This is a genomic window from Streptomyces sp. NPDC096013 (assembly GCF_044763565.1).
GTDB lineage: Bacteria > Actinomycetota > Actinomycetes > Streptomycetales > Streptomycetaceae > Streptomyces.
Map to the genome: position 1 here is coordinate 15,285 of NZ_JBIWGK010000012.1, position 24,666 is coordinate 39,950.

24 protein-coding genes and 1 pseudogene are annotated in these 24,666 nt (G+C 66.3%); 12 read left to right on the forward strand and 13 right to left on the reverse strand.

Annotation, left to right across the window (positions count from 1 at the left end; genetic code table 11):
• Positions 1-9 precede the first annotated feature (9 nt).
• The 3 genes from ACIRB1_RS33080 (at position 10) to ACIRB1_RS33090 (ending at position 2,768) form a co-directional block, all read left to right on the forward strand.
• The gene (locus tag ACIRB1_RS33080) at positions 10-1,389 is read left to right on the forward strand and encodes a transcriptional regulator (protein WP_403467968.1); all 1,380 of its coding nucleotides are present in this window, start codon (positions 10-12) and stop codon (positions 1,387-1,389) included.
• A gap of 424 nt (positions 1,390-1,813) precedes the next feature.
• A complete protein-coding gene (locus ACIRB1_RS33085; RefSeq protein WP_403467969.1) occupies positions 1,814-2,557 on the forward strand; it encodes an NUDIX domain-containing protein in 744 nt (247 codons plus the stop codon).
• Positions 2,558-2,603: 46 nt separating this feature from the next.
• Complete coding sequence (locus ACIRB1_RS33090; RefSeq protein WP_403467970.1) at positions 2,604-2,768, forward strand: hypothetical protein; 165 nt, start codon at positions 2,604-2,606, stop codon at positions 2,766-2,768.
• A 24-nt stretch (positions 2,769-2,792) separates the two neighbouring features.
• On the opposite strand, the gene ACIRB1_RS33095 is transcribed toward ACIRB1_RS33090, so the two are convergent.
• Positions 2,793-4,139: an IS630 family transposase gene (locus ACIRB1_RS33095; RefSeq protein WP_403467971.1), complete on the reverse strand. Its 1,347-nt coding sequence runs from the start codon at positions 4,137-4,139 to the stop codon at positions 2,793-2,795.
• Positions 4,140-4,340: 201 nt separating this feature from the next.
• On the opposite strand from ACIRB1_RS33095, the gene ACIRB1_RS33100 reads away from it, so the two are divergent.
• Complete coding sequence (locus ACIRB1_RS33100; RefSeq protein WP_403467972.1) at positions 4,341-4,508, forward strand: hypothetical protein; 168 nt, start codon at positions 4,341-4,343, stop codon at positions 4,506-4,508.
• A gap of 637 nt (positions 4,509-5,145) precedes the next feature.
• Here the strand turns inward: ACIRB1_RS33100 and ACIRB1_RS33105 are convergent.
• Complete coding sequence (locus tag ACIRB1_RS33105) at positions 5,146-5,760, reverse strand: TetR/AcrR family transcriptional regulator (RefSeq protein WP_403467973.1); 615 nt, start codon at positions 5,758-5,760, stop codon at positions 5,146-5,148.
• Between the two features lie 81 nt (positions 5,761-5,841).
• Here ACIRB1_RS33105 and ACIRB1_RS33110 point away from each other — a divergent pair, with 81 nt between their 5' ends.
• Together ACIRB1_RS33110 and ACIRB1_RS33115 are read left to right on the forward strand one after the other, a co-directional pair.
• A complete protein-coding gene (locus ACIRB1_RS33110; RefSeq protein ID WP_403467974.1) occupies positions 5,842-6,720 on the forward strand; it encodes an SDR family NAD(P)-dependent oxidoreductase in 879 nt (292 codons plus the stop codon).
• Positions 6,721-7,257: 537 nt separating this feature from the next.
• Entirely contained in the window at positions 7,258-7,692 is a 435-nt protein-coding gene (locus ACIRB1_RS33115) for a hypothetical protein (RefSeq protein WP_403467975.1), read from the forward strand.
• Between the two features lie 321 nt (positions 7,693-8,013).
• Here the strand turns inward: ACIRB1_RS33115 and ACIRB1_RS33120 are convergent, their stop codons facing one another.
• Positions 8,014-8,949, reverse strand: a complete 936-nt coding sequence (locus tag ACIRB1_RS33120) for an AraC family transcriptional regulator (protein ID WP_403467976.1) — start codon at positions 8,947-8,949, stop codon at positions 8,014-8,016.
• A gap of 98 nt (positions 8,950-9,047) precedes the next feature.
• Between ACIRB1_RS33120 and ACIRB1_RS33125 the strand changes: the two are divergent.
• The 6 genes and pseudogenes from ACIRB1_RS33125 to ACIRB1_RS33150 all read left to right on the forward strand — a co-directional run bounded on the left by ACIRB1_RS33125 (position 9,048) and on the right by ACIRB1_RS33150 (position 12,304).
• Positions 9,048-9,826: pseudogene (locus ACIRB1_RS33125) on the forward strand (MBL fold metallo-hydrolase).
• Between the two features lie 51 nt (positions 9,827-9,877).
• Positions 9,878-10,816, forward strand: a complete 939-nt coding sequence (locus ACIRB1_RS33130; RefSeq protein WP_403467977.1) for an SMP-30/gluconolactonase/LRE family protein — start codon at positions 9,878-9,880, stop codon at positions 10,814-10,816.
• 71 nt (positions 10,817-10,887) lie between these two features.
• A complete protein-coding gene (locus ACIRB1_RS33135; RefSeq protein WP_403467978.1) occupies positions 10,888-11,151 on the forward strand; it encodes a hypothetical protein in 264 nt (87 codons plus the stop codon).
• A gap of 65 nt (positions 11,152-11,216) precedes the next feature.
• Complete coding sequence (locus ACIRB1_RS33140; RefSeq protein WP_403467979.1) at positions 11,217-11,513, forward strand: hypothetical protein; 297 nt, start codon at positions 11,217-11,219, stop codon at positions 11,511-11,513.
• Between the two features lie 220 nt (positions 11,514-11,733).
• Positions 11,734-12,177 carry a helix-turn-helix domain-containing protein gene (locus tag ACIRB1_RS33145; protein ID WP_403467980.1) on the forward strand — a complete coding sequence of 148 codons (444 nt, stop codon included), beginning with the start codon at positions 11,734-11,736 and terminating at the stop codon, positions 12,175-12,177.
• Complete coding sequence (locus ACIRB1_RS33150) at positions 12,089-12,304, forward strand: hypothetical protein (protein ID WP_403468196.1); 216 nt, start codon at positions 12,089-12,091, stop codon at positions 12,302-12,304. Before ACIRB1_RS33145 ends, ACIRB1_RS33150 begins: the two co-directional genes overlap by 89 nt.
• Before the next feature lie 242 nt (positions 12,305-12,546).
• Here the strand turns inward: ACIRB1_RS33150 and ACIRB1_RS33155 are convergent, their stop codons facing one another.
• From ACIRB1_RS33155 to ACIRB1_RS33200, 10 genes are all read right to left on the reverse strand, one after another.
• Positions 12,547-13,977, reverse strand: coding sequence for a sensor histidine kinase (locus ACIRB1_RS33155; RefSeq protein ID WP_403467981.1), 1,431 nt, complete (start codon positions 13,975-13,977; stop codon positions 12,547-12,549).
• The gene (locus ACIRB1_RS33160) at positions 13,974-14,699 is read right to left on the reverse strand and encodes a response regulator transcription factor (protein ID WP_403467982.1); all 726 of its coding nucleotides are present in this window, start codon (positions 14,697-14,699) and stop codon (positions 13,974-13,976) included. Before ACIRB1_RS33160 ends, ACIRB1_RS33155 begins: the two co-directional genes overlap by 4 nt.
• Before the next feature lie 97 nt (positions 14,700-14,796).
• Positions 14,797-17,202 carry an MMPL family transporter gene (locus tag ACIRB1_RS33165; protein WP_403467983.1) on the reverse strand — a complete coding sequence of 802 codons (2,406 nt, stop codon included), beginning with the start codon at positions 17,200-17,202 and terminating at the stop codon, positions 14,797-14,799.
• Between the two features lie 163 nt (positions 17,203-17,365).
• Complete coding sequence (locus ACIRB1_RS33170; RefSeq protein ID WP_403467984.1) at positions 17,366-18,055, reverse strand: GntR family transcriptional regulator; 690 nt, start codon at positions 18,053-18,055, stop codon at positions 17,366-17,368.
• Between the two features lie 270 nt (positions 18,056-18,325).
• Entirely contained in the window at positions 18,326-19,033 is a 708-nt protein-coding gene (locus ACIRB1_RS33175) for an RraA family protein (RefSeq protein ID WP_403467985.1), read from the reverse strand.
• The gene (locus ACIRB1_RS33180) at positions 19,026-19,397 is read right to left on the reverse strand and encodes a DUF4387 domain-containing protein (protein WP_403467986.1); all 372 of its coding nucleotides are present in this window, start codon (positions 19,395-19,397) and stop codon (positions 19,026-19,028) included. The genes ACIRB1_RS33175 and ACIRB1_RS33180 overlap by 8 nt, the downstream gene beginning before the upstream one ends.
• Positions 19,390-20,781: an acyclic terpene utilization AtuA family protein gene (locus ACIRB1_RS33185; RefSeq protein WP_403467987.1), complete on the reverse strand. Its 1,392-nt coding sequence runs from the start codon at positions 20,779-20,781 to the stop codon at positions 19,390-19,392. Before ACIRB1_RS33185 ends, ACIRB1_RS33180 begins: the two co-directional genes overlap by 8 nt.
• Positions 20,765-21,880 (reverse strand): ABC transporter ATP-binding protein, encoded by a 1,116-nt coding sequence (locus tag ACIRB1_RS33190; protein ID WP_403467988.1) that lies wholly within the window; start codon positions 21,878-21,880, stop codon positions 20,765-20,767. Before ACIRB1_RS33190 ends, ACIRB1_RS33185 begins: the two co-directional genes overlap by 17 nt.
• Entirely contained in the window at positions 21,873-23,612 is a 1,740-nt protein-coding gene (locus ACIRB1_RS33195) for an ABC transporter permease (protein ID WP_403467989.1), read from the reverse strand. The genes ACIRB1_RS33190 and ACIRB1_RS33195 overlap by 8 nt, the downstream gene beginning before the upstream one ends.
• Entirely contained in the window at positions 23,609-24,583 is a 975-nt protein-coding gene (locus ACIRB1_RS33200) for an ABC transporter substrate-binding protein (protein ID WP_403467990.1), read from the reverse strand. The genes ACIRB1_RS33195 and ACIRB1_RS33200 overlap by 4 nt, the downstream gene beginning before the upstream one ends.
• Positions 24,584-24,666 lie beyond the last annotated feature (83 nt).

The following is a 24,666-nucleotide window of genomic DNA, read 5'->3' on the forward strand; positions in this document are numbered from 1 at the left end:
GGACTTACGATGTCCGACCAGCTGCTACCGCACCCGCTGGCCGCTCTGCGCGCCGAACTCGGGCTGAGCGGCGAGCAGTACCTCGACCGGCTCGACGACGTGCACAGCGCCCTCGGCCACGGCCGGATGGCCAAGAGCCGGCAGAAGATCTCCCGCTGGGAAAACGGCGTCAACTCCCCCGACATGCCCGCCCGGTACGCCATGGCCCACCTCCACGGCATCCCCCGCGCCGCCGTCACCGAGGTCGGCTGGCCGGATTTCCTGCTGCTCGCATTCCCCGACGACCGTCCCGTTCTCGACAGCCCCTGGACCCTGACGGGTACCGTGGCAGCAGTAGCCGCTGCTGCTCGGGGAGGCTCCATGCAGGATCGACGGGGATTTCTCATCGCCAGTGGAGCCGCGCTGACCAGCGTGGCGACGAGCTGGAGTCGCGCGCTCGCCGAACCGGCCGGGGCCTCATCTGCCGTCTTAGCGGGCGCCGTCCCCACGAACACCCGCCTGACGCCGGAACTGCTGGACACCCTGGAACAGCGCCTGGACGACCTGCGCCGCCTCGACGACGTCCTCGGAGGCACCCGCCTCCGCCAGACGGCCATCGCCGAGTACGACCTTCTGGAAGGCCTGGCCAAACGGACCGGTCAGCACGGGCCGCTCGAACACCGGCTGCTGTCACTGCTCGCCGAGTCCGCCCGGATGTGCGGCTGGCTCCAGTTCGACTCCGGACACCATGCCCGCGCCCAGCGGTTCTACATCACCGCACTGCGCGCGTCCGCCAGCGCCGACGACCACCAGGTCGGCGCCAACACCCTCGCCTTCATGGCGATCCAGGTCTACTCCGAGGGCAATCCCCAGGACGCCGTCGCCCTGGTCCGCACGGCCCAGGACGCGACCCTCCGGTGCGCCACGCCACGTGTTAAGTCGATGCTGCACGCCCGCGCTGCCCGGGCCTTGTCCAAGACCGGCGACCACGCCGGGTGCTGGCGCGAACTGGACACCGCACGCACCGAATACGCACGCGGCCCCCACGACGACGACCCCCCGTGGTCGTACTGGCTCAACCCGGGCGAGATCGAGATGCTCGCCGGGTCTTCTGCGCTCGATCTCGACGACCCTCGTCGCGCCCTGCGCCACTTCGGGCAGGCACGCCATGTTCAGTACGCGGCCGACGGATACGCCCGCGACCACGTCCTCTATCTCACCCGAACCGCGCGCGCCCATCTCCGACTGGGTGATCTGGACACCGCGTGCGCCGTGGCGACGGACGCCTTTTCGCAGAACGTCTTCCTCAACTCCTCTCGTCCGTCGGACGCGCTCGATGATCTCCGAAACGAGTTGGCTCCCCACCGCCGCGTCCGGGCTGTGCGGGACTCCCTGCTGCTGAGCGCATGACGCCGACGGCGGGCATCGCCCGGACCGGGATCAGGGTTCCCCGGTACGCAGGAGGGAGGCGATCCGGTCGGCGATACAGCGGGGAGGTGTTCAGTTCGTGGGCGAGTGCGGTGAACTGCTCACGGGTGGGGTCCACGGGGATGTTGCTGGCCTCCAAATACATGACGGCGACAGCGCAGGCGACAGTCAGGCCTCTGGTACGCAGGCGGCTACCGCAGCACCGCCGCCGCCCGCATGGCCGGTGTCCACGCCACCGACGAACAGAGCCTGGCCACTCTCATCCGCAGCACCACCGAACACGAACCCTGATGTGCCGAGCACTTCTGAACCACCACCCGGTCACCAAACGCACCACGAGATCGACTTCGCCAACGAAAGCGACACCCCCGTGAGAACAGGGTGTCGGCTGTGACAGCCTTCGGCGGTGACCCAACCCTCAACGCACCCACCCGTTGACGTCATCGAGGCCACCGAGCTCCACCTCATCGAGAAGCCACCGCCGCGGCTGTCCGCCGAACACCAGGCCGCACGCGACCGCGCCTGGGACGAACTGGCCCACAACAATCCCGCGCTCTTCGACGGCCCCGTCGTCGCCTGCACCAGCCTCACCCAGCCCAGCCCCCACGAACTCGTCGTCGGATGGGCCCGCGTCACCTACCGCAACTTCGCCCTGCGCCGGGTGCCCGGCGCCCGCGCCCTGCCCGCCCTGTTCGTCGACGTCCTCCAGCCCACCGACGACGGCGCCCTGCTGGTCGCCCAGATGTCCACCGCCACCGCCCACCCCGGCCGCTGGCACCTGCCCGGCGGATCCGTCGAGCACCCCGACGCCGGCCAGCCCCTGAACACGACGGCACTGCGCCACAACGCGGCGCGTGAACTCCAGGAAGAACTCGGGGCCGACACCGCCCCCGAGGACCTCACCCTGTGGGCCGTCAGCCGCGGCAACCACGGCAACATCGGCATCCACTTCGCCGCCCCGCCGCAGCCCGCGACAACCCTCAACGACCGGTTCACCGCAGCCCTCCGCGCCACCGCCGCCGTTAGCCAGGCCCCCGAACTCGACCGGATCGCCTTCGTCCGCCGCCCGGCCGACCTCAAAGCGCTCGACGGCCCGCACGTCGACTACCTCGAACCCCTCGTCAACCGGTACGCGCAGCTACTTCTGTAGCTGCATGTCGGGTGGGGGAAAGGATTCAACTACGGGAAGAACATCGATGAAGACCGCAGAGCAAGGCGCGGACGGCTCCGACAGGGCCGGGACGGTGCTCGGCGCCCAACTGGCGATCCTCGGCGTCGTGCTCGTCACCGCGCAGTACGCGCCCTGCGAAAACAGCGACCGGGCGTTCCGCCTCTTGGACTGGATGACGAGCAACTCCTAGTGTGATGCGCCAGAAATCTCGCGCTTAAGTTTCTCCCTGGTTTTTGTTGACCGGTGGAGTGACCTTCGTGAGGTAGTCGGCGAGAGAGTCGAGGATCTCGTCGGCGGTCTTGGTCCAGGTGAAGGGCCGCGGGTTCTCGTTCCAAGTGTCGATCCACGCGGTGATGTCGTCCTCCAGGGCCTTCACCGACGTGTGGACGCCGCGGCGGATGAGCTTGTCGGTCAACAGGCCGAACCACCGCTCGACCTGGTTCATCCAGGAGGAGCCGGTCGGGGTGAAGTGGACGTGGAAGCGGGGGTGCTTGCCCAGCCAGGTCTTGATCTCGGCGGTGTTGTGGGTGGCGTAGTTGTCACAGACCAGATGGACGTCGAGGCCGGCCGGCACCGCCTTGTCGATCGTGACCAGGAACTTCTTGAACTCGATCGCCCGGTGGCGGCGGTGCAGTGCCGATATGACAGTGCCGTCGGCGATGTTGAAGGCGGCGAACAGGCTGGTGATGCCGTGCCGCAGATAGTCGTGGGTACGGCGTTCGGGCATGCCCGGCATCATCGGCAGCACCGGCTGGGACCGGTCCAGCACCTGGATCTGGGACTTCTCGTCCACGCACAGCACCACCGCCTTCTCCGGCGGGTGGTGGTACAGCCCGACGACGTCGACGACCTTGGCGACGAACTGCGGGTCGGTGGAGAGCTTGAAGGCATCCTGCAGGTGCGGCTTGAGATCAAACCTCTTCCAGATCCGCCCGATGGTCGACTTCGACAGCCCGGTGCGCTCGGCCATCGAGGCCCGCGACCAGTGCGTGTCCTTACCCGGCGTCGATTCCAGCGTCGCGACGACAACGTCCTCGACCTGGTCGAGGAGGATGGACGGCGGCCGCCCCGGACGGGGCTCGTCGACCAGCCCGTCCAGGCGCCGCTTGACGAACCGGGCCCGCCAGCGGTTCACCGACTGCTCGCGCACCCCGAGTTCGGCCGCCACCTGCTTGTTCGTCCCGCCCTCCGCGCACCGCAGCACGATCTTCGCCCGCAGGGCCAGGAACTGGGCGGTCTTCGCCCGCTTCGCCCAACGCATCAACTGATGCCGCTCGTCCTCGCTGAGTACCAGTTCTGCCTTGCGCCGGCCTGGCCGCAGCATGTCCGTCAGCCCCTCGAGCCGATGGTCAGAAAACCGCGACCGCCACTTCCTGACCGTGTCGGCGGTCACCTTGAGATCCGCCGCCACACGCGTATTCGGCGCCCCGGCCGCACATGCCAAAATGATGCGCGCCCGCTCGGCGATACGGGGTTCTACCGCCCCGTCCGCCCAGCGTGACAACTCGGCGAACTCGGCATCGGACAGCCTGACTTCAACAGCACGGGGTCCCGGCGACATGTAAATAGGCTACAGACTTAAGCGCGAGATTTCTGGCGCATCACACTAGTACTCCAGCAGCACTTCGCTGTTTTCCCTGTTCAGGGGCGGTTTGGGTGAGTGTAGAGGGCTGGCCGGCGGCCTGTGTTCTCTTTCCCGGTCCGCCCCTCGATCGTGTTCAGCCGCCGCTGATAGTGGCAACAGTCCGGGCAGCCTCCCGACGTGATCGACGAGCGTGCAGTTGAGATCTGGAATGACGAACTCGAGGAACTGTTCCTGCGTACCGGCCACCGCTTCCAGCGTGTCGAGCCGCGTCGCAGAATGCGTGACTACATCCGCGGGCTGCTGGGCCGCCTCAGGGCTGTCGACATCCTGTGCCGTTCAGGCTGAGTACGCGTACTCCACCGCAAGCGCAGACGCCTCGGCAAGAGTGTCGGCGACGGGGACGCAGCCGCGCCGGAGAGTGTCGCGGTGTGTCAAGCCTCCCGCGTATGCCACAGGGTGAACCCGATTCGCGACCGCGGCCTGGATGTCATCCACGGCATCACCGATGAGGGCGATCGACCGGTCTCCCACCGTCTGGCGCAGCGCGGTGAGGTGTTTGGCCAGAGGTTGTTTCTTGCTCCTGGCGGAAGGGCCCGTACGTCCGTCGCCCGTAAGAACAAGGAGTCGATGCCCAGTTCAGAGATGCGGTGGGTCAGCTCGTTGTGGGCGGCGAGGGAGAGCACCGAATGGGTGCACCCACTGCGGATCAGCCGCGTAAGGAGGTTTCCCGCCGTAGCGAGCGAGGTCCTGGTGCACGGCTGGTGTGCGAGACGAGGCCGTCCGGATCCGGGCCGTCCGACGCCAGCGAGGCGAGTTCGTCCGGGATGTGCGCCAGACCGGACAGCCCGGAGGCAGCCACGACGGTAGCCGCGGCCACCTGCGCTCCGTCCTCCATACGCACCGTGAACCCTGCACCGTCGCGGTCCACGGCCGCGGGGTCGTCCGTCGTCGAGGCCAGGGGGCCGCATCGTGAGCGGAGGTCCTACTCCTGCCGCTGGGGGACGAATGCCACCCCCATCGCCTGGTCGAGGATCTCCGCCAGCGGTCGTGGCCGATCGGTTGCGGTCCATGCGGCCAGCGTGGCCTCGACGCAGCCCAGTGCCGCGGCGATCACGGCGTCGGCGCGCGGGTCGGCGGCGTCGGCCGGGTCGGCCCCCAGGCGGCGGGCGATCTCGGGGCGCAGGAGTTCGTGCCAGCGGGCGTTCTTCTCGCGGTGCCGGGCCGTCAGCGCCGGCGTGTTCACCATGAGGCGGGTCAGGCGCCGGGTGCGCTCGTCGTGGCCCTCGTACTGGTCGATCACCGGAGTGAGCGCGTGCCGGATCGCGACCCAGGGTGCTTCATCGGCCGGGCGGGCGGCGAGCGCGTCCCGCAGGTATTCGGGGGCGTCGGCCGTGGGGCCGAAGAGGGCCTCGTCCTTGGAGTGGAAGCACCGGAAGAACGTGCTGCGCGAGATCTCGGCGGCTTCGCAGATGTCGTCGATCGTCGTCTCTTCGTAGCCGTGTTCGAGGACCAGGTCCTGGACGGTCACGGCCACCTCGGCGCGCAGGGCCTGGCGCGCCCGCGCTCGTGCGCCGCCTGCGGTTCGGTCCGGATTCATCTCCTCACGGTACTACTAGCCATTATTGGTACTGTGTCTCACTCATGGGACGTGGTGCCAATCCAGGAGGAGTGACAAGCGATGAGTGACACCAAGGTGGTCGTCGTCACGGGCGCGAGCGACGGCATCGGGGCAGCAGCGGCGCGGAAGCTGCACGCGGACGGGCAGACCGTAGTCGTCGTGGGCCGCTCCGCCGAGAAGACCCGCACCGTCGCCGCGGAAATCGGGGCCGACAGTTTCGTCGCCGACTTCACCCGCCTCGACGACGTCGAACGTCTCGCTGCCGAACTGCGCGCCGCGTACCCGCGGATCGACGTGCTCGCCAACAACGCCGGAGGGGTGTTCGGCACCCGGACCAAGACCGTGGACGGCTTCGAGAAGACCTTCCAGGTCAATCACCTCGCGCCGTACCTGCTGACACGGCTGCTCCTGGACGTCCTCATCGCCTCGCGGGCGTCGGTGCTCCAGACCTCGAGCACGGTGCGGTTCGCCAAGGAAATCCATCTCGACGACCTGGACCACGACCGCTCCTACGACCCGGTCCACGCGTACGGCGCGTCGAAGCTGGAGAACATCCTCTTCACGACCGAACTCCACCGGCGCCACCACGCCGACGGCCTCTCGGCAGCCTGCTTCTACCCGGGCAACGTCCGCACGAACTTCGCCTCCGACACCACCAGCGCGATCATGCGAACGGTCCGTTTCCTCGGCACCAAACCCGTCATACGAAACATCCTGCTGTCCACGCCCGAGCAGGGCGCGGACCAGATCGTGTGGCTCGCCGAGACCACACCTGGCAAGGACTGGCGGTCAGGGGCCTACTACTACAAGCGCAAGGACGTGCCGCCCAAGAACCCGCAGGCCCTGGACGCCGATCTCGCCCGCGACCTGTGGGACCGATCCGAGGAACTCCTCGCCGGGCGACTGCCCGCATCGGCCCAACAGGCACCGCGAAGCTGACACGTACCCCACCGGCCGCAACCCGACAACCGCGCACCCACCCCCAACAACCCGGCCGGGCCCGCGACTCCCCCGTTACGTCTTCCGCGGTCCTGCAAGAGGGCCGCTGGCCTCCGGGCCCGGCATGGCTGATCCCCCTGTCGAACGGATGACCCGGGGGGGGTGGTGCCACCGGGGTTCACGCGCGCGCTCTCACGAGGCTGGGCAGGTGGACGGCTCTCCTGGCAGTGACCGAGGGGCGGCGGCACCGTTATACGCGACCCACCGCAACCTCAAGTTCGGCTGCGGCGCGGCCTCCCTCGGCACCGGAAGCGGGCGTCGTACTGATGAAACGCTCACGGCGATGCCCGCCCCGATGAGCAGGAGGCGTTCATCAATCGACGCCTTCAACCCAGCGTTCCAAGCGGGACATACCCCACCCCTCGCCTCACGGGAGTGGACCGAACCCCACAACCGGCGTCAAGACAGCGATTACAGCGACTACTGTAGGAGTTGTCCGGCCGATCATGGCTTTGGGTAGTCGGGCACGATGCCCCGGTGAGCATCATCGTGAAGTTCTTCGCGGCGCCGGACGACACGTCAGCGGGCCTGGCTCTCAAGACTGGGCCGGGACAGGCATTCGAGTCGCTCTCCTTCGGCAAGTTCGATCCTGAAGAAGCCGTGGTCGAGTGGGAATGCCTCCTGGCCGGCGGCAGCTTCGAGGAACTCGTCGAAGCCGGTGAGCCTCGCATCGTCGCTGGGCAAGACAACGACGGGTGCGTCGTCTTCGCGCTCTCGCCTCGCCTGACCACTGCACTTGCGGACGCGGAGCACTCCAGGTTGCGTGACGTCGCTGCCGCGTGGGCTCAGCGGCGTGCGGAGGACGGCGAGGTCATCGACACCGAGATCGCGGACGGGATCGTGGGTGATTTGGCTGCTCTTGTCAGTAGCGCCCGGCGCCAGAACCAGAGCGTCTACTGCTGGGTCGCGTAGGAGTTCAGGTTCGGAGCCAGATAGCGACGGCCGCGGCGGTAGCGGTGCCGAGATAGACGTAGCCGCGCTTGTCGTAGCGCGACCGCCCGGGACTGCTTCAGGCGGTTGATCGCCCGCTCGACGGTGTTGGGCTTCTTGTAGCGATCCTCATCGAAACCGGGCGGCCGTCCACCGCGTGGACCCTTGCGCAGGCGGGCGGCCTGGCTGTCAGTCTTCTCCCCAAGAAGCCTTGCTCCCGGAACACGGGCACAGGCCACACGATCAGCGACAGCGTATTAGATGCAGCCACATGCCCGGACAGATCAGGTGAGCGGCCAGGCGTCATCCGCCCTGATGGGTGTGACGGAATGCGCCAGGCGTCACTCCAATGCGACGGGTGAAGAACTTTCCGAAGTTGGTGGCTTCCAGGAATCCCAGCCGGCGGGCGATCGTCGCCACCGGTTCGTCGGTGTGGGCGAGCAGCCGCTGGGCTTCAAGGGCCACCCGGGCGTCGATGACGTGCTTCACAGGCTGTCCGGTGGCGGCGATACAGGCACGCGTGAGGGTCTTGACGGTGTAGCCGAGACGGTGCGCGTAGTCGGCGGCGCGGCGGGTGGTGGCGTAGGAGCGCTCCAGCTCGGCGCGGAAACGGGCGTACACCTCGCCGCCCGCGTGCGGGTCTCCCCCGCTGTCCGGGTGGGGCAGGCGGTCGATCTGCAACAGGACGGTGGCCAGCAGGAGTTGGAGGATCTCCGCCGATACGCTCTCCTCCTGCCGGTCGTACTCGGTCCGCATCTGACCGAGCAAGGTCGACAGCACGGCGTACTCAGGGCGCGCGCCCAGCTGCCAACAGGCGGGCCCGTACCACTCCTTCACCAGCCGGTCGGCGCTGCTGGTGTGCGGCGGGAAGGCCGGTGTGAACAGGAGATGGGTGCCGTTGGCCGTGCCGGGCCGGACAAAACGCTGCACCTGACCCGGCCGGACCCACAACAGGGTGCCCGGGCGGCAGGGATACGTCACGAAGTCGACCGCGTGATCCCCGCTGCCCTCCGTGATCAGCGTGAGGGTGTGGAAGTCCACTCGGTGTACCAGATCGGGCCGCCGGCCACGCCGCCGACGCCGCTCGTGCAGGGTGGCGAGATCGATGATCTCGAAGACGGGCACCCGCTCCTGGGGCGGATTGAAGTCGAGCCGCAGGATCGCCCCGCCACGGGAGGGATCACCGTCGCCAAGGTCCGCGGAAAGCACACCGAGCTCCAAATGTCCTCGAATTACCATGCCGCGTCTTCAGCGTACCTCGCCTACCTCGGCTTTTACGACGACTGTAGAGGTCGTCAAGGCGGCGCAAGGCCGCCTCCAGCGCAGGGAGCATCGCAATGAACGGCACAGTCACGGTCCTCGACATGGGTGCGGTCCGCATCCACAGCTACATGTCGCCGGCGGACACCTTCCACACCACCACCCAGCTGGTCGAGACCCCGGCGCGGATCGTCGCGGTCGACGCCCAGCTGCTGCCCGCCTACGCCGACGAGGTCGTCGCCTACGCCAAGGGCCTCGGCAAGCCGATCGACCGGCTGATCGTCACCCACGCCCACCCGGACCACTACAACGGCGCGGCGCGCTTCGGCGCTCCCGTCCACGCGCTGGCCCAGGTGACGCAGCAGATCATCGACCGCGGCGACAGCCACCTGCCGACCGGACAGGTCATCCCCCTGAGCGAGTTCACCCCGGACGTGGCCCTCGTCCCGGGCACCGAGGTCATCGACGGCGTCCGCTTCGTCTTCGAGGCCGTCTCCGGCGGCGAGGCCGCGGACGAGCTCCTCATCAAGCTGCCCGAGCAGGGGGTGCTGATCGCCCAGGACCTCGTCTACAACGACGTCCACCTCTACCTGGGCAACAACGACATCACCAGCTGGCAGCAGCTCGTGGACACGCTGGCATCGGAGTCCGGCTACGACACGATCCTGGCCGGCCACGGCGCCCCACCGGGCCGGAGATCTACGCGGACATCCGCCGCTACCTCGACGACGCCCGGGAACTGCTCGGCGACGACGGCGACGCGTACAAGAAGGCGATCGTCGACAAGTACCCCTCCCACGTGGGCCCGTTCATCATCGACATCGCCAACCGGTCTCTCTTCCCGGCCGCCGGCTGATCCCCGCCTCGCTGCTCCCTCCTGCCCCGCTCTCATCCGGAGAGATCCACCATGTCCCGAGTACGTCTTCGCGGTCCCCGGGCCGCGGCTGTCGCCACGGCCGCCCTCCTCGTCCTGGGTGCGGCCACCCCGGCCCTCGCCACCTCCGACGGCGGCACACCCCACCACGCTGTCCTCGCCGGGAAGCACTCCCTTCCCGCCAGTTACACGATCCCCGGTGACAGGACCTACCCCGAGGGCATCGCCCGCCAGCAGGGCACACCCTTCTTCTACGTCGGCAGCACCAGCGACGGCACCATCTACCGGGGCGACATCCACCAGAGCGCGACCGAGGCGTTCCTGCCCGGCGGTGCGGACGGACGGACCTCCGTCGCGGGCATGAAGACCGACCGTGCGGGACGGCTCATCGTCGCCGGCGGCGCCACCGGCAAGGTCTTCGTCTACGACACCCACACCCGCGCCCTGCTGCACGTGTTCGACACCGGACGCACCGACACCTTCCTCAACGACGTCGCCCTCGTTCCCGACGGCGACGCGTACATCTCCGACTCGATCCACCCGGCGCTGTGGCACATCACCGCCGCCGAGCTGAACAGTAAGCAGGTCCAGCAGCCTCTGCGGGTGGGCACGGACCTGACCAACTCGCCGATGGTCTACAACGCCGACTTCAACGGCAACGGCCTGGTGGTCACCGGTGACGGCCGCTATGTGCTGCTCGCCGACTACAACGACTACGCCTTCTACCGCGTCGACCTGCGCACCCACCAGGTCGTCCCGGTCGACCTCGGCGGCGCGAAGGGAATCTCCGGCGACGGGCTGCTCCTCAAGGGGCACACCCTGACCGCGGTCACCGAACTGGACAACCCCGACGGCCAGATCGCCGTACTGAAGCTGAACGGCGACTACACCAAGGCCCACGTCGTGAGCGTGGTGCACGGGCACGGCATGCACAGGGTGCGACATGGACCAGGATGTCGTAGTGGAGTCTGATTGGCGATCTGTGGCGCTCAGTTCAGCCTTCCGCTAGCCAGCGGTATCAGTGGCTAGCTATGGTAGCGGGTATGGCAAAGCAGACGAATATCCGACTGAGCGACGACGTGAGGGCGGCCGCCGAGGACCGGGCAGCACGCCGTGGCCTGAGTCTCCAGGGGTATGTGGCCGATCTGATCGAAGCCGATGTGAACCAGTCACGCGCCGCCTTCATGGCCGGTGCTGCTGCATTTCTGGCTGCATATGCGGACACATTCGAGGCAGAGATCGGTGAGGACCGATACCCGGGTCTTCCGGAGGGGCTGGCACAGAACGCACCGCGGGACGCTGCGTGAATCTCCGAATCGATCTAGCTTGGATCCTAGCGGTAGCGCAGCAGATCCCCGGAGATCCCCAAGTCGTGGACTACGGCGTACCGGTCGCTGCGGAAGCACGTCACCGGGCGGAGATCCTGGACCACCCCGTCTATCCCGAGGCCCACCACAAGGCTGCCGCGCTGTTGTGCGAACTGGCGAGGAATCCGAGTTTGGAGGCGCGCAATCTTCTTTTTGCGGCCACAGTGACTGCGGCCTATCTGTCGGCGTGCGGCCTTCCTGTGAGCCCTGGGCTGGACACAGTTCTCCCCTTGGCTCGCGCGGCCCGGGAGGGGTTGCCTGTGCGGGAGGTCGCCGCTCAGATCAAGACCTGGACGAGCTGATCGGACAGACTCTCCTGCGGTGCGGGTCGGGCCTGAAGCGCGATCACGTGAGCAAAGCTGCCCACAGCCGCTGTCGGTCTGGAAACTGCCGATCATCGCTGACAGCTGGGTCTCTGATCACTAGGAGATCCACATGTAGAAGACACCCCCGCTCGCTCGCGAGGCCAAGCGGCGCCTTGCCGTCATACGCCATGTCGAAGAGGCCACCAGCAACGTCGCCATGAGCTGCCGGTACTTCGGCATCAGCCAGCAGGCGCACTACATCTGGTATCGCCCCTACCAGACCGAGGGGATCGAGGGGCTGCGCACCCGCTCGAAGGCGCCCCAGCACAGCCCGAACGCCACTCACGTCGAGGTCGTCGAGCAGATCATCTATCTCCGGCAGAACTACCACTTCGGGCCCGAGAAGATCGCGATGTACCTCAAGCGGTATCACAACCTCACGATCAACAAGTCGGGCGTCCGGCGGATCCTCAACCGGCTGGATATGGGCCGCCTCCCAGCGCTGCAAGCGGCACGACCGCCGATGGAAGCGGTACGAGACGCAGCTGCCCGGCCACCGGGCACAGATCGACGTGAAGTTCATCGAGCCGCTCGCCTCCATGCCCTATGGCTGCTGCGGCGGCCGCGACAAGTACTACCAGTTCACAGCGACCAACGCTGAACGCGAGGAACTGGCCAGGCAGCAGCGCGGCATTCTTGAAGCCCTGGTCGGCCAGGGGAAGTCGCCGCACGCTGCTGTCCGAATTCTGTGGTCGAGAAGTACCGCGCCTGGCTTCGCGCCGCCTTGAAGACATTCACAGAGCCCGTTGACGTCTGCCGACCGTCCGACGATATCCGTAGTCGGGAGGTTCGTAATTATCGTGACGATCGCTGCGCGTACGAGCCTTGGGCCTCAACAGCAAGGACATACTGTCCACGCGTTCTCTCCGTTCCCTGTGCAGTTTTTCCGGTATCTCTTCCGGAGTTACATGTACCTGCCGTGAGATGATCAACCAGCTTTTCGGATCGAACGGCCCATGCGTGGAATGCATCAGAGCTGTCGTGAGGGTTGAGGGAGCCGGACGGTGACGGTGGTGCCGACTCCGACTTCGGATTGGACGGCTACTTGCCCGTGGTGGGCGTGAATGATCGCTTCGACGATGGCGAGGCCCAGTCCTGAACCGCCATAAGCGCGGCTGCGGCTGGCCTCGGCGCGCCAGAAGCGTTCGAAGATGCGAGGAAGGTCCTGGGCCGGGATTCCGGGTCCGTTGTCGGTGACCTGGAGTTGTACGCAGTCTTGGAACCGGGTGATTTCTACGCGTACCGATGTCTGGACAGGGGTGTGCTGTACGGCGTTTCCGACAAGGTTGCGCAGAACTTGTTGCAGGCGGGTCGCATCGCCGAGGACCACCGTAGGGGGTGTGTGAGCCATCGTGATGTCGCGGTCCGGATTGATGATCTGAGCGTCCTCCACGATGCTTGCGGCCAGGGCGGTCAGCTCGACGGGTTCCTGTACCACTGGTCGGCCAGCGTCGAGACGCGCAAGGAGGGCGAGGTCTTCGACGAGCAGACGCATCCGTCCGACCTCGTCCTCTATGTGATCCAAGGCGATCTCCAGGCCTGGTCCTGATACTCCGCCTTGTCTGTGCAGGTCGAGCCATCCGGAGATGGTCGACAGCGGGGTCCGCAGTTCGTGTGATGTGTCCGCTGCCAGGGAACGTACGGTCGCTTCGGCACGGGCCTGTGCGTCGAAAGCCCGGTTGACGGCTTCTGCGAGCACGTCGGTCTCGCTGCTGTTGCCGTGGGTGGGAAGGCGTTCGGTGAGCGAGCCGGCTGCGATGGCGTCGGCTGTGTGCGCCATCCGGGTCAGGGGTCGCATGCCCAGGCGCAGGACGATCGTGGCGAGTCCCAACAGGAGGATCAGCTCTGCTCCGACGAGGGCGAGTTGGCGTTTGATCAGGCGGTCCGTGGTGACATCGTCGACGGATGTGTCGATAGCCAGGACCAGGGCCGCCGGTTTGAGGGCGGCTTGGGCCGGGCCACGGTCCAGAGTCAGACCAGGGCTGGGAATGCGCACGGCCGTGAGGTCGTCCTGGTCTTCTCGTCCGTGGTAGGTGACGACTCTGTCGGGCGACGTAGTGGCCGTGAGTTTCGCGATGTCGCCGGCGACTTGAGAGGCGGAGCCCGTGCTGGTCAGAACCTGATTGTCGGCGTTGACGGCCACGACACCCAGCGGAGGCCCAAGGAGGGCGGCGAGCTGATCGGCGTTCGCGGTCTGCGGCCCGCGGGCGACGACTTTCGCGAACCGGTCCGCGCTTGTCCTGATGGTGTTTTCGTATCGATTGTGGAGAAAGTCCTCAAGCAGCAGTGCGCTGCTTACCGCGCTGGCGACCAGCCCGGCCGCGAGGAGCACGGCCAGGCCGACGAGGAGCCGGAGGCGGACGCTGGAGAACGACCACGGGAGTCGGCCACGCAGTTTCACCTGGGAGCCTCGTCGCGGAGGGTGTATCCGACACCGCGGACAGTGTGCAGCAGCGGCGCAGTCCTACCGTGATCGATCTTGCGGCGGAGGTTGGAGATGAATCGCTCGACGACCACCGAGTCCCCGCCGAAGTCGTACTGCCAAACTGCTTCCAGAATTTGAGCACGGGAGAGGACCTGCCCTTGATGGCTGAGCAGGTAGTGCAGGAGGCGGTACTCAGTGGGTGAGAGCTCGATGAGCTGGCCGGCCCGGCGCACTTCGTGACGAAAGTCGTTGACCTCAAGGTCGGCACACCGTAGCGGTGCCTCCTCGTTTCCGGCTGGTGCACCGCCGCGGGATCTGCGGAGCAGGGCTTGGAGGCGTGCGCCGACCTCCACGACGCTGAAGGGCTTCGTGACGTAGTCGTCGCCGCCCAGACGGAGACCTCGGACGCGATCCTCGACGGCGTCGCGAGCAGTGAGGAAGAGGACAGGTACGTCGATGGCCTGGGCGCGGAGCAGCTGGAGGATATCGAAGCCGTCGGCCCCCGGAAGCATGACGTCGAGCACAATGACGTCGGGGGCCTGGCGGGCAACCTGTTCGAGGGCTTCGGTCAGATCGCCCGCGACGTCCACTTCGAATTCCGCGAACCCTAGTGCCGAGATCAGCAGACGCCGGATACCGGGGTCGTCGTCGATGACGAGTACACGGTCAGCGGCACTCGGTGTGTCGACGCCATTCACATGTACTCCTCTTGTTCGGGCAATGCGAGCTGCCCGACTTCGATCACTTCGGCAGATACGGCAGATGCCACACATGTTCCGGTGTCGGCCTGACTGGTCATCGTGTTATGGGCTCACTGGGGTGAAGCGCTTTGACGCTGGCGTCGGGGTCATCGAAGTTCTCGCCCTCGACGTCGAGGTGGGGCAGCAAGCGGTCGAGTCGACGAGGCAGCCACCACGCCCGGTCACCGAGGAGTACGAGCACCGCCGGCACGAGCGTCATGCGGACCACGAAGGCATCCATCAGGACCCCGAAGGCAAGAGCGAAGGCGATCGGCATGATGTCGGCGTCGTGAGAGAACAGGAAGCTGATGAAGACCGAGATCATGATGAGGGCCGCTGAGGTGACCACTCGGGACGCGTTGCGGGCTCCCGTGATGACGGCGGCACGGGCATTGCGCTGGTGGATGTAGTCCTCTCGCATCGCGGATACGAGAAAGACCTCGTAGTCCATGGCGAGTCCGAAAAGCACGGCCATGACGATGATGGGGACGAAGCTTGCGACCGGCCCTTGGCTGGGTACACCCAGGAGGTCTGCCAGCCACCCCCATTGGAAAACCGCGACGGTGGCTCCGAAGGCGGCGCCGATGGACAGCAGGAAGCCGATGGTCGCCTTGATGGGGATGGCGATGGAGCGGAAGGCGATCATCAGGAGCAGCAGGGACAGGCCGACCACCACGATGGCGAAGGGGACGAGGGCGCCACTGAGCTTGGAGGAGACGTCGATACTGACGGCGGTCAGTCCGGTGACGGCGACGTAGCTGTTCGTCGAACGGGCAATGGGCTGCACCGTGGTACGCAGATGGGACACCAGGTCGCTGGTCTGCTGGGTGCGCGGCCCGGTGGACGGCGTCACTTGGATTCGGGCGGCCGCTTTGTCCTTGGCTACGTCGACGCCGCTGATGTCCGCGATGCCCTTGACCGTGTGCAGTTTGTGCTCGACGGCAGTGGCTGTCGAGGTGACGGTTGCCGGGTTGTCGTCCTCGATCAGGATCAGAAGGGGTCCGTTCGCACCGGGCCCGAAGGAGTCACTGATCATGTCGTAGGCCTGCCGGCTCGACGAGGTGGTGGGGTTGGAGCCGTCGTCGGTGAGTGCAAGCTTGAGCTGCATACCGGGAATCGCCATGGCTACCAGTGCGACGGTGCCGAGGATCAGGTTGCGCAGCGGGTGGCGCAGTACGCCCTCCGTCCAGCGCACACCCATCGTGGTCCCGCGGCTGCTCTGATGTGCCTGCCGAGCTGCTCGTGAACCCGGCTTGGGAATGAGTCTGCGGCCGGCCATCCCCATCAGGGCGGGCAGGAGCGTGAGCGCCATGACGATGGCTACGGCGACTGCCCCGGCGGACGCCAGGCCCATGGAGGTGAGCATCGGGACGCCGGCGACCGACAGGCCGGCCAGTGCGATGAGGACGGTGGCACCGGCGAATACGACGGCGCTCCCCGCGGTGGCGGTGGCCTTGGCGATGGACTCGTTGACAGGAGTACCGTCGGCCAGCTGAGCACGGTGCCGGGAGACGATGAACAGGGCGTAGTCGATACCTACGGCCAGCCCGAGCATGATCGCCAGAGTGGGCGCGTTGTCGGATACGCCGAGTACGGACGCCAGGCCCATCATGGCGACCATGGTGCCGACGACGCCGAGGATGGCGGTGAGCAAGGGCAGACCGGCAGCGAGCAGCGAACCGAACGTGATGACAAGGATGGCCAGAGCCACACCGAGACCGATCATCTCGGTCGGTCCGACGGGCGAGGTCGACGGAGAGTATGCGTCGCCGCCGTAGACCGTTTTAATACCCGCCTGATGCGCTACGGCGCCGGCGTCCTTGACTGCGGTCAGTGTCCCGGCGGGTACGTCGCTGTCCTTCTTTGTGGTGAAGGTGACCTGCGAGACCGCAGTCCGCCCGTCGTGGGAGACGGTGCCGTCCTCGACGGGGTCGCTGACGGCCGTTACCCCATCCACGTGGCCAGTTGCGGTGAGGGCTGATTCGAGGGGCTTCTTCAACGCGGGTTCGGTGACTTTGTGTCCCGGGGGCGCCTGGAAGACGATGGTCGCGGACTGGACCGCCGGGTCGGGCCAGTGCTGGTCCATTTTGGTCAGCGCCGTTTGGGCCGGTGACCCCGGGATGGAGTTGCTGCTCTGGAACGAACCGGCAAAGGAGATGCCCAGACCGATCACAGCGCCCAGGGCGAGCACCCATCCGACCAGCATCGTTCGCCACCGCTGGGCCCCTGAGGCACCCAGGCGGTACAGGAGCGTTGCCATGTGTGGATCCCTTGATGGAAGTGGCAGTGACATGGCCGATCCTTCTGGGCGGACTTGATGTGACACCCCCGGGCGCTTGAGGGTTTCCTGACGGTTGCGTGTGCCCGTCCTCAGGAACCGCGGTTGGGGCCGACGGACGTCGATCCGACCGCAGGCTTTGGTTAGCGGCAGTACCTCAGCTGGAGCCTTCGTCCTGGCCATGCCGCCGCCTGAGCACTCAGTGACTGCTGCCAGGCCCGTCATTCACGGGGTCGTCCAGCACCATGGCCACCGCGGCGGCACGGACACCCAGCAGACTGGACATGCAAGCGCTATATGCCATAGCAAGCAGAGCCTCGTTCGAAGGGCCGCCTTGGCACGCGCCTCAAGCCGAGGGGTGAGCCGTGAGCCGTGACGTGTTGGAGGTCTTGCTGTGGTCGTGCATCAGCCGTTCCGCACGGTCACCGTCACCGGCGGCGATGGCATCGAAGATGGCGCGGTGTTGTTCGTAACGGGCGATCACGGCATCCCGCCGGTCGCTGCCGACCTCGGACAGAACGCTCCGGCGCCGCTCGTCCGCGCCGAACGCATCGACCATGTGCAGCATCTGGATCAACGTCGAGTTCCCGCTGGCCCGGTCGACCAAGGCGTGGAAGCTGCGCATGCACTCCAGGATGGACACCACCAGATCGCGCTCCTGGAGGCTGTCCGCGCCAGCCTCTTCCGCCTGCTTGCGCAGACCGTCGGTCTTGTCCAGGAGGGCGGCCATCTCGCGACGCTGAGCCGCGGTCGACTTCTCCGCCGCCAGCCGCGCCGCCAGGGCCCGAAGCGCATCCTCGATCATCGTGAACTCGCGCAGTTCTTCGTCCTCGAACTTTGCGATCCGCACAGAACGCGGGCCCTCCCGGACGACCAGGCGATCCTGTTCAAGTCGCCGCAGCGCCTCGCGTACCGGTGTTGCGCTGATGTCCAGTGACTCGGCCAGCCCCCGCTCCGTCACCCTCTCCCCACGCTTCAGGGCACCCGAGATGATCGCCTCACGGATAGCCTTATAGGCCTGATCCCCCAGGGTCACAGAGGATACAAGTTGCGGGAGCCGACTCATAGAACTCACCTTATTTGCTACAGCGTAATTGTCAACATGGTGCGTCGAACAGTGACTGAGAGTCCGGGATGTTGTCGTCCGCTCCGGTTCGGAATGCCTTACCACGTGGAGGATGCGCCTTGCCCCGAAGTCTGCCTCGGCGGGGGCCAACCGCTGCGGCGGAGATGGAAAAGCACTTCAGCGGTCGTATGACGAGATCACACTGCCCACCGGAGTGCCGAGCCAGGCGGACGTGCTGTCTCAGTGGATCTCGCTGGAAGCCTTCAACGCCTTGCGCAGAGCAGCGACGGTGAAGGAGTCCGATCGCACGGAAGCGAGGAGAGCCTGCTCGCGGCGGGTGACCGTGTCGGCTCCGGCGAGAACCTGATCGACAAGTGCGGACGGGACGCGGACGGCTCCGTGCTGGTCGGCGTGGATGAGATCACCGTCGCGTACCTCCATGCCGCGCACTGTCACGGGCTGGCCGAAGTCGACAACCCAGGTATGGGCGCGGGACGGTACCACTCCTCCGGCAAGGATCTGAAAACCGGGCGCGTTGTCGTCGACGTCTCGGACACTGCCGTTAGTGACCGTTCCAAGGCAGCCGAGCTGCTGGTGGATGGCGGTGTTCACCTCGCCCCACATACATCCGCTGCCTGCACGGTCACCGTCGAGGTCCTCCATGACGACGACGGTGGGGCCGGCCCCCTGGGCGACGTACTCGTAGTAGGCGGCGCGCACTTCGGCGGCATCCACCCTGTCCGCGGGAGGTGTTACGGCACGGATGCTGGCAGTTCGGGCGAAGCCGACCATGGGCGGCAGCTTCGGATAGACGCAACGCAGAGGCTGCGATGTGAAGTAGGGCAGATCGAAGTCGGGGTCGATGAGGTCGAGCGCGTTGCACACGGTGGGGGTGTCGAGCCGGCGGAGTCTTTCGAGCTGCCCGTCCGTGACGGTGGGTTCAGCCACGTGCCGTCCCCTTGCTCTGGTCGCTGAGGTGATGGACGGGGATCGTCAGGGAGGCAAGAGGTACATGGTGCTGACCCGCGTGGACGTCACGGTCGCGGAGGCTGGCCTGGGACACTGGGCGCGGAAACGAGATCTTCACGACATTCAGTGCGGGGATCCGGAAGACCTGGACGGTCCCGGCGTCGACCTTGTACAGATCAGCGATGACCTGTTCGTTGAGGAACTGTTCGTCGGCTGCGATGGCGTAGCCCTGGGCGTCCTTCATGAAGGTTTCCATGGTGACCCAGAAGGGGCCTGCGTTCTTGGAGCGGATCTCGGAGGCGTAATCCCCGAGTACGGGCTTGTTCTGGCTGTCCTCAGGCACGGGAGACCTCTTGGCTGTGGTGGGTGCGGAACATACTGGTGGCGGAGTCGACCTCGACCACATGGTTGAGGACGAACTCGTATGCGGCACCTCGCTCGGTCTCGGCTGGGGAGGTGGCGAAGGCGAAGCTGGGGAGATAGTCCATCTCCGGCAGCGGGAGGTGCAGCATCAGCGGGTTGGCGATCTTGGCGACGGCCGTGGCGGTGGTCTGGGAGGGGGCGTTGACGATGAGCATCACACCGACTTCGCGCGGCGGGCTGGAGTCGGGGTCGATGCCTTCGAGGATGGCGTTGTGACCGTACAGTCGGACATCCAGGGCGTAGTCATCCTCCGTCAGTCCGAGGGTCTGCGCGATCCGTTCGGGGAGAATCTCACGCAACAGCAGTGCCCAGCGGTCGATGTTGGCGGTGATGTACGGGTCGCGAATGCCGGTGAATGAGACCGTCTCGTATCCAGTGATGCGGGTGCCTTCGAGCTTGATCGTGTGCTGTTCGGCGAGTTCGAAGCGTGCCCCCTCGACGCGTACGCGTCGCTCGTCGAGCGCTGTGTAGACGGCATCGGACACGTCGAGTGTGCCGGCGGGTTCGCGCATCTGGTGGGGGTTGACCGTCTCGTAGAGCATGTGAGCGGCGACCGAGATCGGGGTGCACGCGGATGCGGGATCCAGCGGCTCGATGGTGTAGCCGGCCTGGTCGATGGTGGCGAAGACGCCGCCGGAGCGCGGATTGGTGGTGCACTGACCGCCGCATTCAACGACTTTCGCGGCGTGCCACGTCGGACCAGCGGGCATTCCGAGCATGAGGGGTACTGCCGCAGCGACTGCGGTGTCCGTGGCACGGCCGGCCAGCACGACCTGTGCGCCCGCCTGGATGGCCTCGACGAACGGCTCGTGGCCCATCATGCCGACGATGTGAGTGCAGCTCTCCAGCGTTTCCGCGGCGAGCGGACCGAGTGGGGGAAGCGGTCGGATGCGTCCGGCGGCCAGCCGTTCCTTGAGGAAGCCGGCCTCCTGCTCGCTGTAGATGCGTGCGACCTTGAGGTTGAGTCCCTCTTCAGCCATGACGGTCTCAGCGATGCGCGCGACCCAGTCGACCCCCGAGTCGGTGCCGCTGGTTCCACAGGAACCGATCACGAGCGGGATGTCCGCGGAGGCGGCCGCCTTCAGGAGGATCCGCAGGTCGCGGCTGATGGCCGCGGCGGTGGTCTTCGCGGTGCCCGTTCCCAGATAGTGCGGGCCCGAGTCGGTGGAGCCGCCATCGACGGCGATGACATCAGGATGGAGCGTCAGGCCTCGCTCGACGGTCGCGGGGTCGAATCCGGCGCCGAGCATGCCGGACGGCACCAGGATGCCGACCTGTCGAGCGGCATCAGTGGGCGGGGGCATGGTGGTTCTCCTCATCCGTGGAAAGTTCTTCGTGGAAGATGCGGATGTCTTCCGGTGGGAGGCTGATGGTGAGCGCGCCGGCGTCCACTCGGCGCGTGGTGGTCACCGCGATCGGGGTTGCGCCGATGCGCACGCTGTACCTGAAGTGATCGCCCAGGTATGCCTGGTTCTCGATCGGGGCCGTGACGCTGTTGCCGGCCGGGACATGGCCAGGGCCCGTTGGTAGGACGTCGATGTTTTCGGGCCGGATCGTGATGTGGGCAGCACCCAGGCGCTTGTCGGTATGTGGAACGCTCAGCACGTCGTCCAGGCCATCGAGCTTGATGAGTGCACGGGTTCCGTCGGCTTCGACGATGGTGGCGGGAAGGATGTTGGCGGTGCCCACGAAGTCAGCGACGAACAGATCGGCCGGGTACTCGTAGATCTCGGCGGGCGTGCCGATCTGGCGTACCCTTCCCTGGCTCATGACAGCGATGCGGTCACTGACGGAGAGGGCTTCGTCCTGGTCGTGAGTCACGAAGATCGTGGTGACACCGACCTGCGCCTGCAAGGTCTTGAGCCACTGTCGGGAGCGGTCGCGGAGTTTGGCGTCCAGGTTCGAAAAGGGTTCGTCGAGCAGCAACATGTCGGGCGGGTGTGCAAGTGCGCGGGCGAGGGCGACTCGCTGCTGCTGTCCGCCGGACAACTCGTGCGGGTAGCGCGCGGAGTGCTTGCCCAGTTCAACGAGTTCCAGCACCTCGTGGACGCGCCGATGCCGCTTTGCCTTGTCGACCTTGCGGAGTTTGAGCGGGTAGCCCACGTTGTCGAACACCGACATGTGGGGCCAGATCGCGTAGGACTGGAACACGACGCCGCAGTTGCGGTGCTCCGGCTCGACGTCGATGCGGCCGTGGTCGTACACGACGCGGTCGTCAAAGGAGATGCTGCCGGAGTCCGGTTGGTGCAGGCCTGCGATGGACCAGAGAGTGGTGGACTTTCCGCACCCGCTCGGTCCCAGCAGGGTGAAGATTTCCCCGTCGCGCACCGTCAGGGACAGGTCGTGCAGGGCCGTATGGTCGGTGAACCGCTTCGTGATGCCGTTGATGTGGAGGCTAGGCACGGGGACGCACCCCCAGCAGGGCGCGCCCGGCGCCCAGGACGACCAGGGTGATGATCATCTGGATTACTCCCAACGCGGCGACGGTCCCGCCGGTGCTAGTCGCTGCGAGTTGCAGCATGGTCAGGCCTAGGACGGGGGTCGTGTCGGTGACGAGGAAGACAGCGGGTTCGGCGTCGTTGAGCATGGACACGAACAGCAGGACGAACGACACTGCCATGGCTGGGGCGACCAGGCGGAAGACGACGGTGCGCATGGCCGTCCACCATGTGGCGCCTGAGGTACGAGCGGCATGGTCGAGGTCGGCACCGATGCTGGCGAGAGCAGGATAGAAGGCGCTGTAGCCGAGAGCGAGGCTGCGGACGGCGAAGGCGATGCCAATGCCCCACAGGCTTGCGCGTATGGCTCCGGACCGGTCGAGAAGGGCGAAGCTCCAGAAGAAGGCCATGCCGGTGATCAGTGCGGGCATCATCCGCGGCCACAGCATGCCCTGCTGGAGGGACCCGCGGAACCGGAAGTCGGAGCGATGGGCGATGACGGACAGCACGGCGATGACGACAGTGGTCAGTGCGCCGCCGATGCCCGCGATCAGCAGGCTGTTCGTGAGTGAACTGGTGTAGAGCGGGTTGCTGAAGACAGTCGAGAAGTTGTCGAAAGTCAGCACGCTCCACGGGGAGATGAAGGGTGAGAGAAGTGTGGTGAAGGCCGCCATCACCACACCGGCCAGGGGAACGATCACCGAGACGAACAGGACGAGGGCGATCGCGGCGGTCAGCAGCCAACGCTGCTTCCCGATGCGGATGACGCGGACTCCCGTGGGCTTTCCGGTCGTGGTGGTGAAACGCGCGGTGTCACCCACGAGCCGGTTGCGCAGCAACAGCAGGCCGGAGACCGCGGCGAGCAGAAACATGGCGCCGGCGGAGACGAGCCCCTGCTGGGAGTCGTTGACCCAGTGGTCATACAGATAGGTCGAGATCAGATTGATCTTGCTGGAGAACCCGAGGATCAGTGGCAGCCCGAGAACTTCGATCGACAGAGCGAAGACCAGCAGCGCGGCGTTGATGACTGCGGGACGCAGGAGAGGCACGCTGACGGAGACCAGGCTGCGCAGGGAGCTCGCGCCAGAAGTGCGCGCCGCGTCCTCCAGGGCCGGGTCGATGGACAGCAAGGTGCCGCGGCAGAGCAGGTAGACCACTGGAGAGGCCACGCTCATGCCGACGAGTGCCATTCCGGGAACGCTGTAGAGGTTGATCGGCATGCTCAGGAAGGTGTTGGTCTTCAGCCACGACGACGCGAACCCGGCGGGAGTCCACATCACGGCCCATCCGAGAATGAGCACAAGCCCGGGCAGCGCGAGCGGGATGAGCAGGATCGACGAGAGGATGCGCCGCCCGGGAATGTTCGTGCGGGTGAGCAGGACGGCGCACACCACGCCGACGAAGATGGAACCCGCTGTGTTGAGCGCGGCGAACAGCACCGAATTGGCGACCGCGGTCCACCAGGAGTGGTCGGTGAGCAGGGCGTGGTAGTTGTCCGAGGTCAGATGTCCGCCGGAGTCGTAGAGCGGTGTGGACCAGAAGGAGGCGAGTGCCACGGGCACAATGGGGCCGATGATGACCAGGAGCGCTGCGGCCCAGAGCAGGTAGTGACTGGTGTTGGTGAAGAGCCACCGCTTCCGGGGTGGTGGTGTGGGGGGCGTGTGGCCTGCTGCAGGCCGTAGTTGGGTGACGGTCATCGTCCGAACGCCTTCTTCCACCGGGCTTCCATGGCGGGCTTGTTCTTGACGATGTCGTCCGGATATCCCCCGAGGATCATGTTCTGCGCACCGACGGCCTTCTCGATGGCGGGGACGCCGTACGCGCACTTGACGCCGTCACGGTAGGGAGTGAAGCCGCCCTTGCAGGCTGCTTCCTGTCCTTCGACGGCGAGCAGGAAGTTCACGAAGACCTTCGCGGCGTCCGGCGAGGCGGCCTTCTTGGTGATACCGATGGCTCGGGGCAGCATCGGCGTACCGTCGGTGAGGTAGGTGTAGTTGAGAACCTTGGCCGTGTCACCTGTGATCAGCGCCCGGACCGCGCCGGAGACGAAGTAGGACGCCTGGTACTGGCCCTGGGCGAGCTTTTGCATCAGGTTCCCGTTGCCGGATTCCACACCGGAATTGGGGCCCAGCTCTTCGATGTTCTTCCACCCGGCCTTGCCGTGCTTGCCGATGTAGCCGGCCAGGGCACCGAATGCGACGGGGTTGCTGATGTCGGTTGTGCCGATCTTGCCCTTGAGGGAGCGGGACAGCTGCGCCATGGAGGTGACGTCTTTGGGCTGCTTGTCCTTGGGAATCAGGGCGGTGTTGTAGACAGCGACGACCGGGTCCTCGGACATGGCTGCCACGCCCGGGGCGAGTTGGGCGTACTTGGGCAGGTTCTTGAGGTTGGGGTCGGTGTAGTCGGCGATGTTGCCCTTCTTGACGAAGTTCAGCATGCCGACCGAGTCGGTGGTCATCACGACATCGGCCGTGCGCACCCCGGTGGCGGTTTCGGTTGCGTAGCGCTGGAAGGTCTGTGTGTCGTCGAGGTTGAGCACCCGCAGTTTCAGACCTGGGTATTTCGCTTGGAACGCTTCCGTGATCGGCTTCATCTGCTGTTCGTCGGCGTTGGTGTAGAGGAGAACCGACCCCTGCTTCTTCGCTCTGGCCAGCGTGCCGGCGCTCACCGGTGTCACTGCGGAGGGGGTGCCCACATCCACCGTCGAGCTGGGCGTGACGGTTGCCCCGCCGGACGATGCGCCGCAGGCCG

What these genes read in the sequence shown, in the direction of transcription:
- ACIRB1_RS33110 (WP_403467974.1), top strand. Translation starts at nt 5,842, where the DNA reads ATGAGTGACACCAAGGTGGTCGTCGTCACGGGCGCGAGCGACGGCATC.
- ACIRB1_RS33135 (WP_403467978.1), top strand. Translation starts at nt 10,888, where the DNA reads ATGGCAAAGCAGACGAATATCCGACTGAGCGACGACGTGAGGGCGGCC.
- ACIRB1_RS33105 (WP_403467973.1), bottom strand. Translation starts at nt 5,760, where the DNA reads ATGAATCCGGACCGAACCGCAGGCGGCGCACGAGCGCGGGCGCGCCAG.
- ACIRB1_RS33195 (WP_403467989.1), bottom strand. Translation starts at nt 23,612, where the DNA reads ATGACCGTCACCCAACTACGGCCTGCAGCAGGCCACACGCCCCCCACA.
- ACIRB1_RS33145 (WP_403467980.1), top strand. Translation starts at nt 11,734, where the DNA reads ATGAGCTGCCGGTACTTCGGCATCAGCCAGCAGGCGCACTACATCTGG.
- ACIRB1_RS33090 (WP_403467970.1), top strand. Translation starts at nt 2,604, where the DNA reads ATGAAGACCGCAGAGCAAGGCGCGGACGGCTCCGACAGGGCCGGGACG.
- ACIRB1_RS33080 (WP_403467968.1), top strand. Translation starts at nt 10, where the DNA reads ATGTCCGACCAGCTGCTACCGCACCCGCTGGCCGCTCTGCGCGCCGAA.
- ACIRB1_RS33130 (WP_403467977.1), top strand. Translation starts at nt 9,878, where the DNA reads ATGTCCCGAGTACGTCTTCGCGGTCCCCGGGCCGCGGCTGTCGCCACG.
- ACIRB1_RS33095 (WP_403467971.1), bottom strand. Translation starts at nt 4,139, where the DNA reads ATGTCGCCGGGACCCCGTGCTGTTGAAGTCAGGCTGTCCGATGCCGAG.
- ACIRB1_RS33185 (WP_403467987.1), bottom strand. Translation starts at nt 20,781, where the DNA reads ATGCCCCCGCCCACTGATGCCGCTCGACAGGTCGGCATCCTGGTGCCG.
- ACIRB1_RS33165 (WP_403467983.1), bottom strand. Translation starts at nt 17,202, where the DNA reads ATGGCCAGGACGAAGGCTCCAGCTGAGGTACTGCCGCTAACCAAAGCC.
- ACIRB1_RS33120 (WP_403467976.1), bottom strand. Translation starts at nt 8,949, where the DNA reads ATGGTAATTCGAGGACATTTGGAGCTCGGTGTGCTTTCCGCGGACCTT.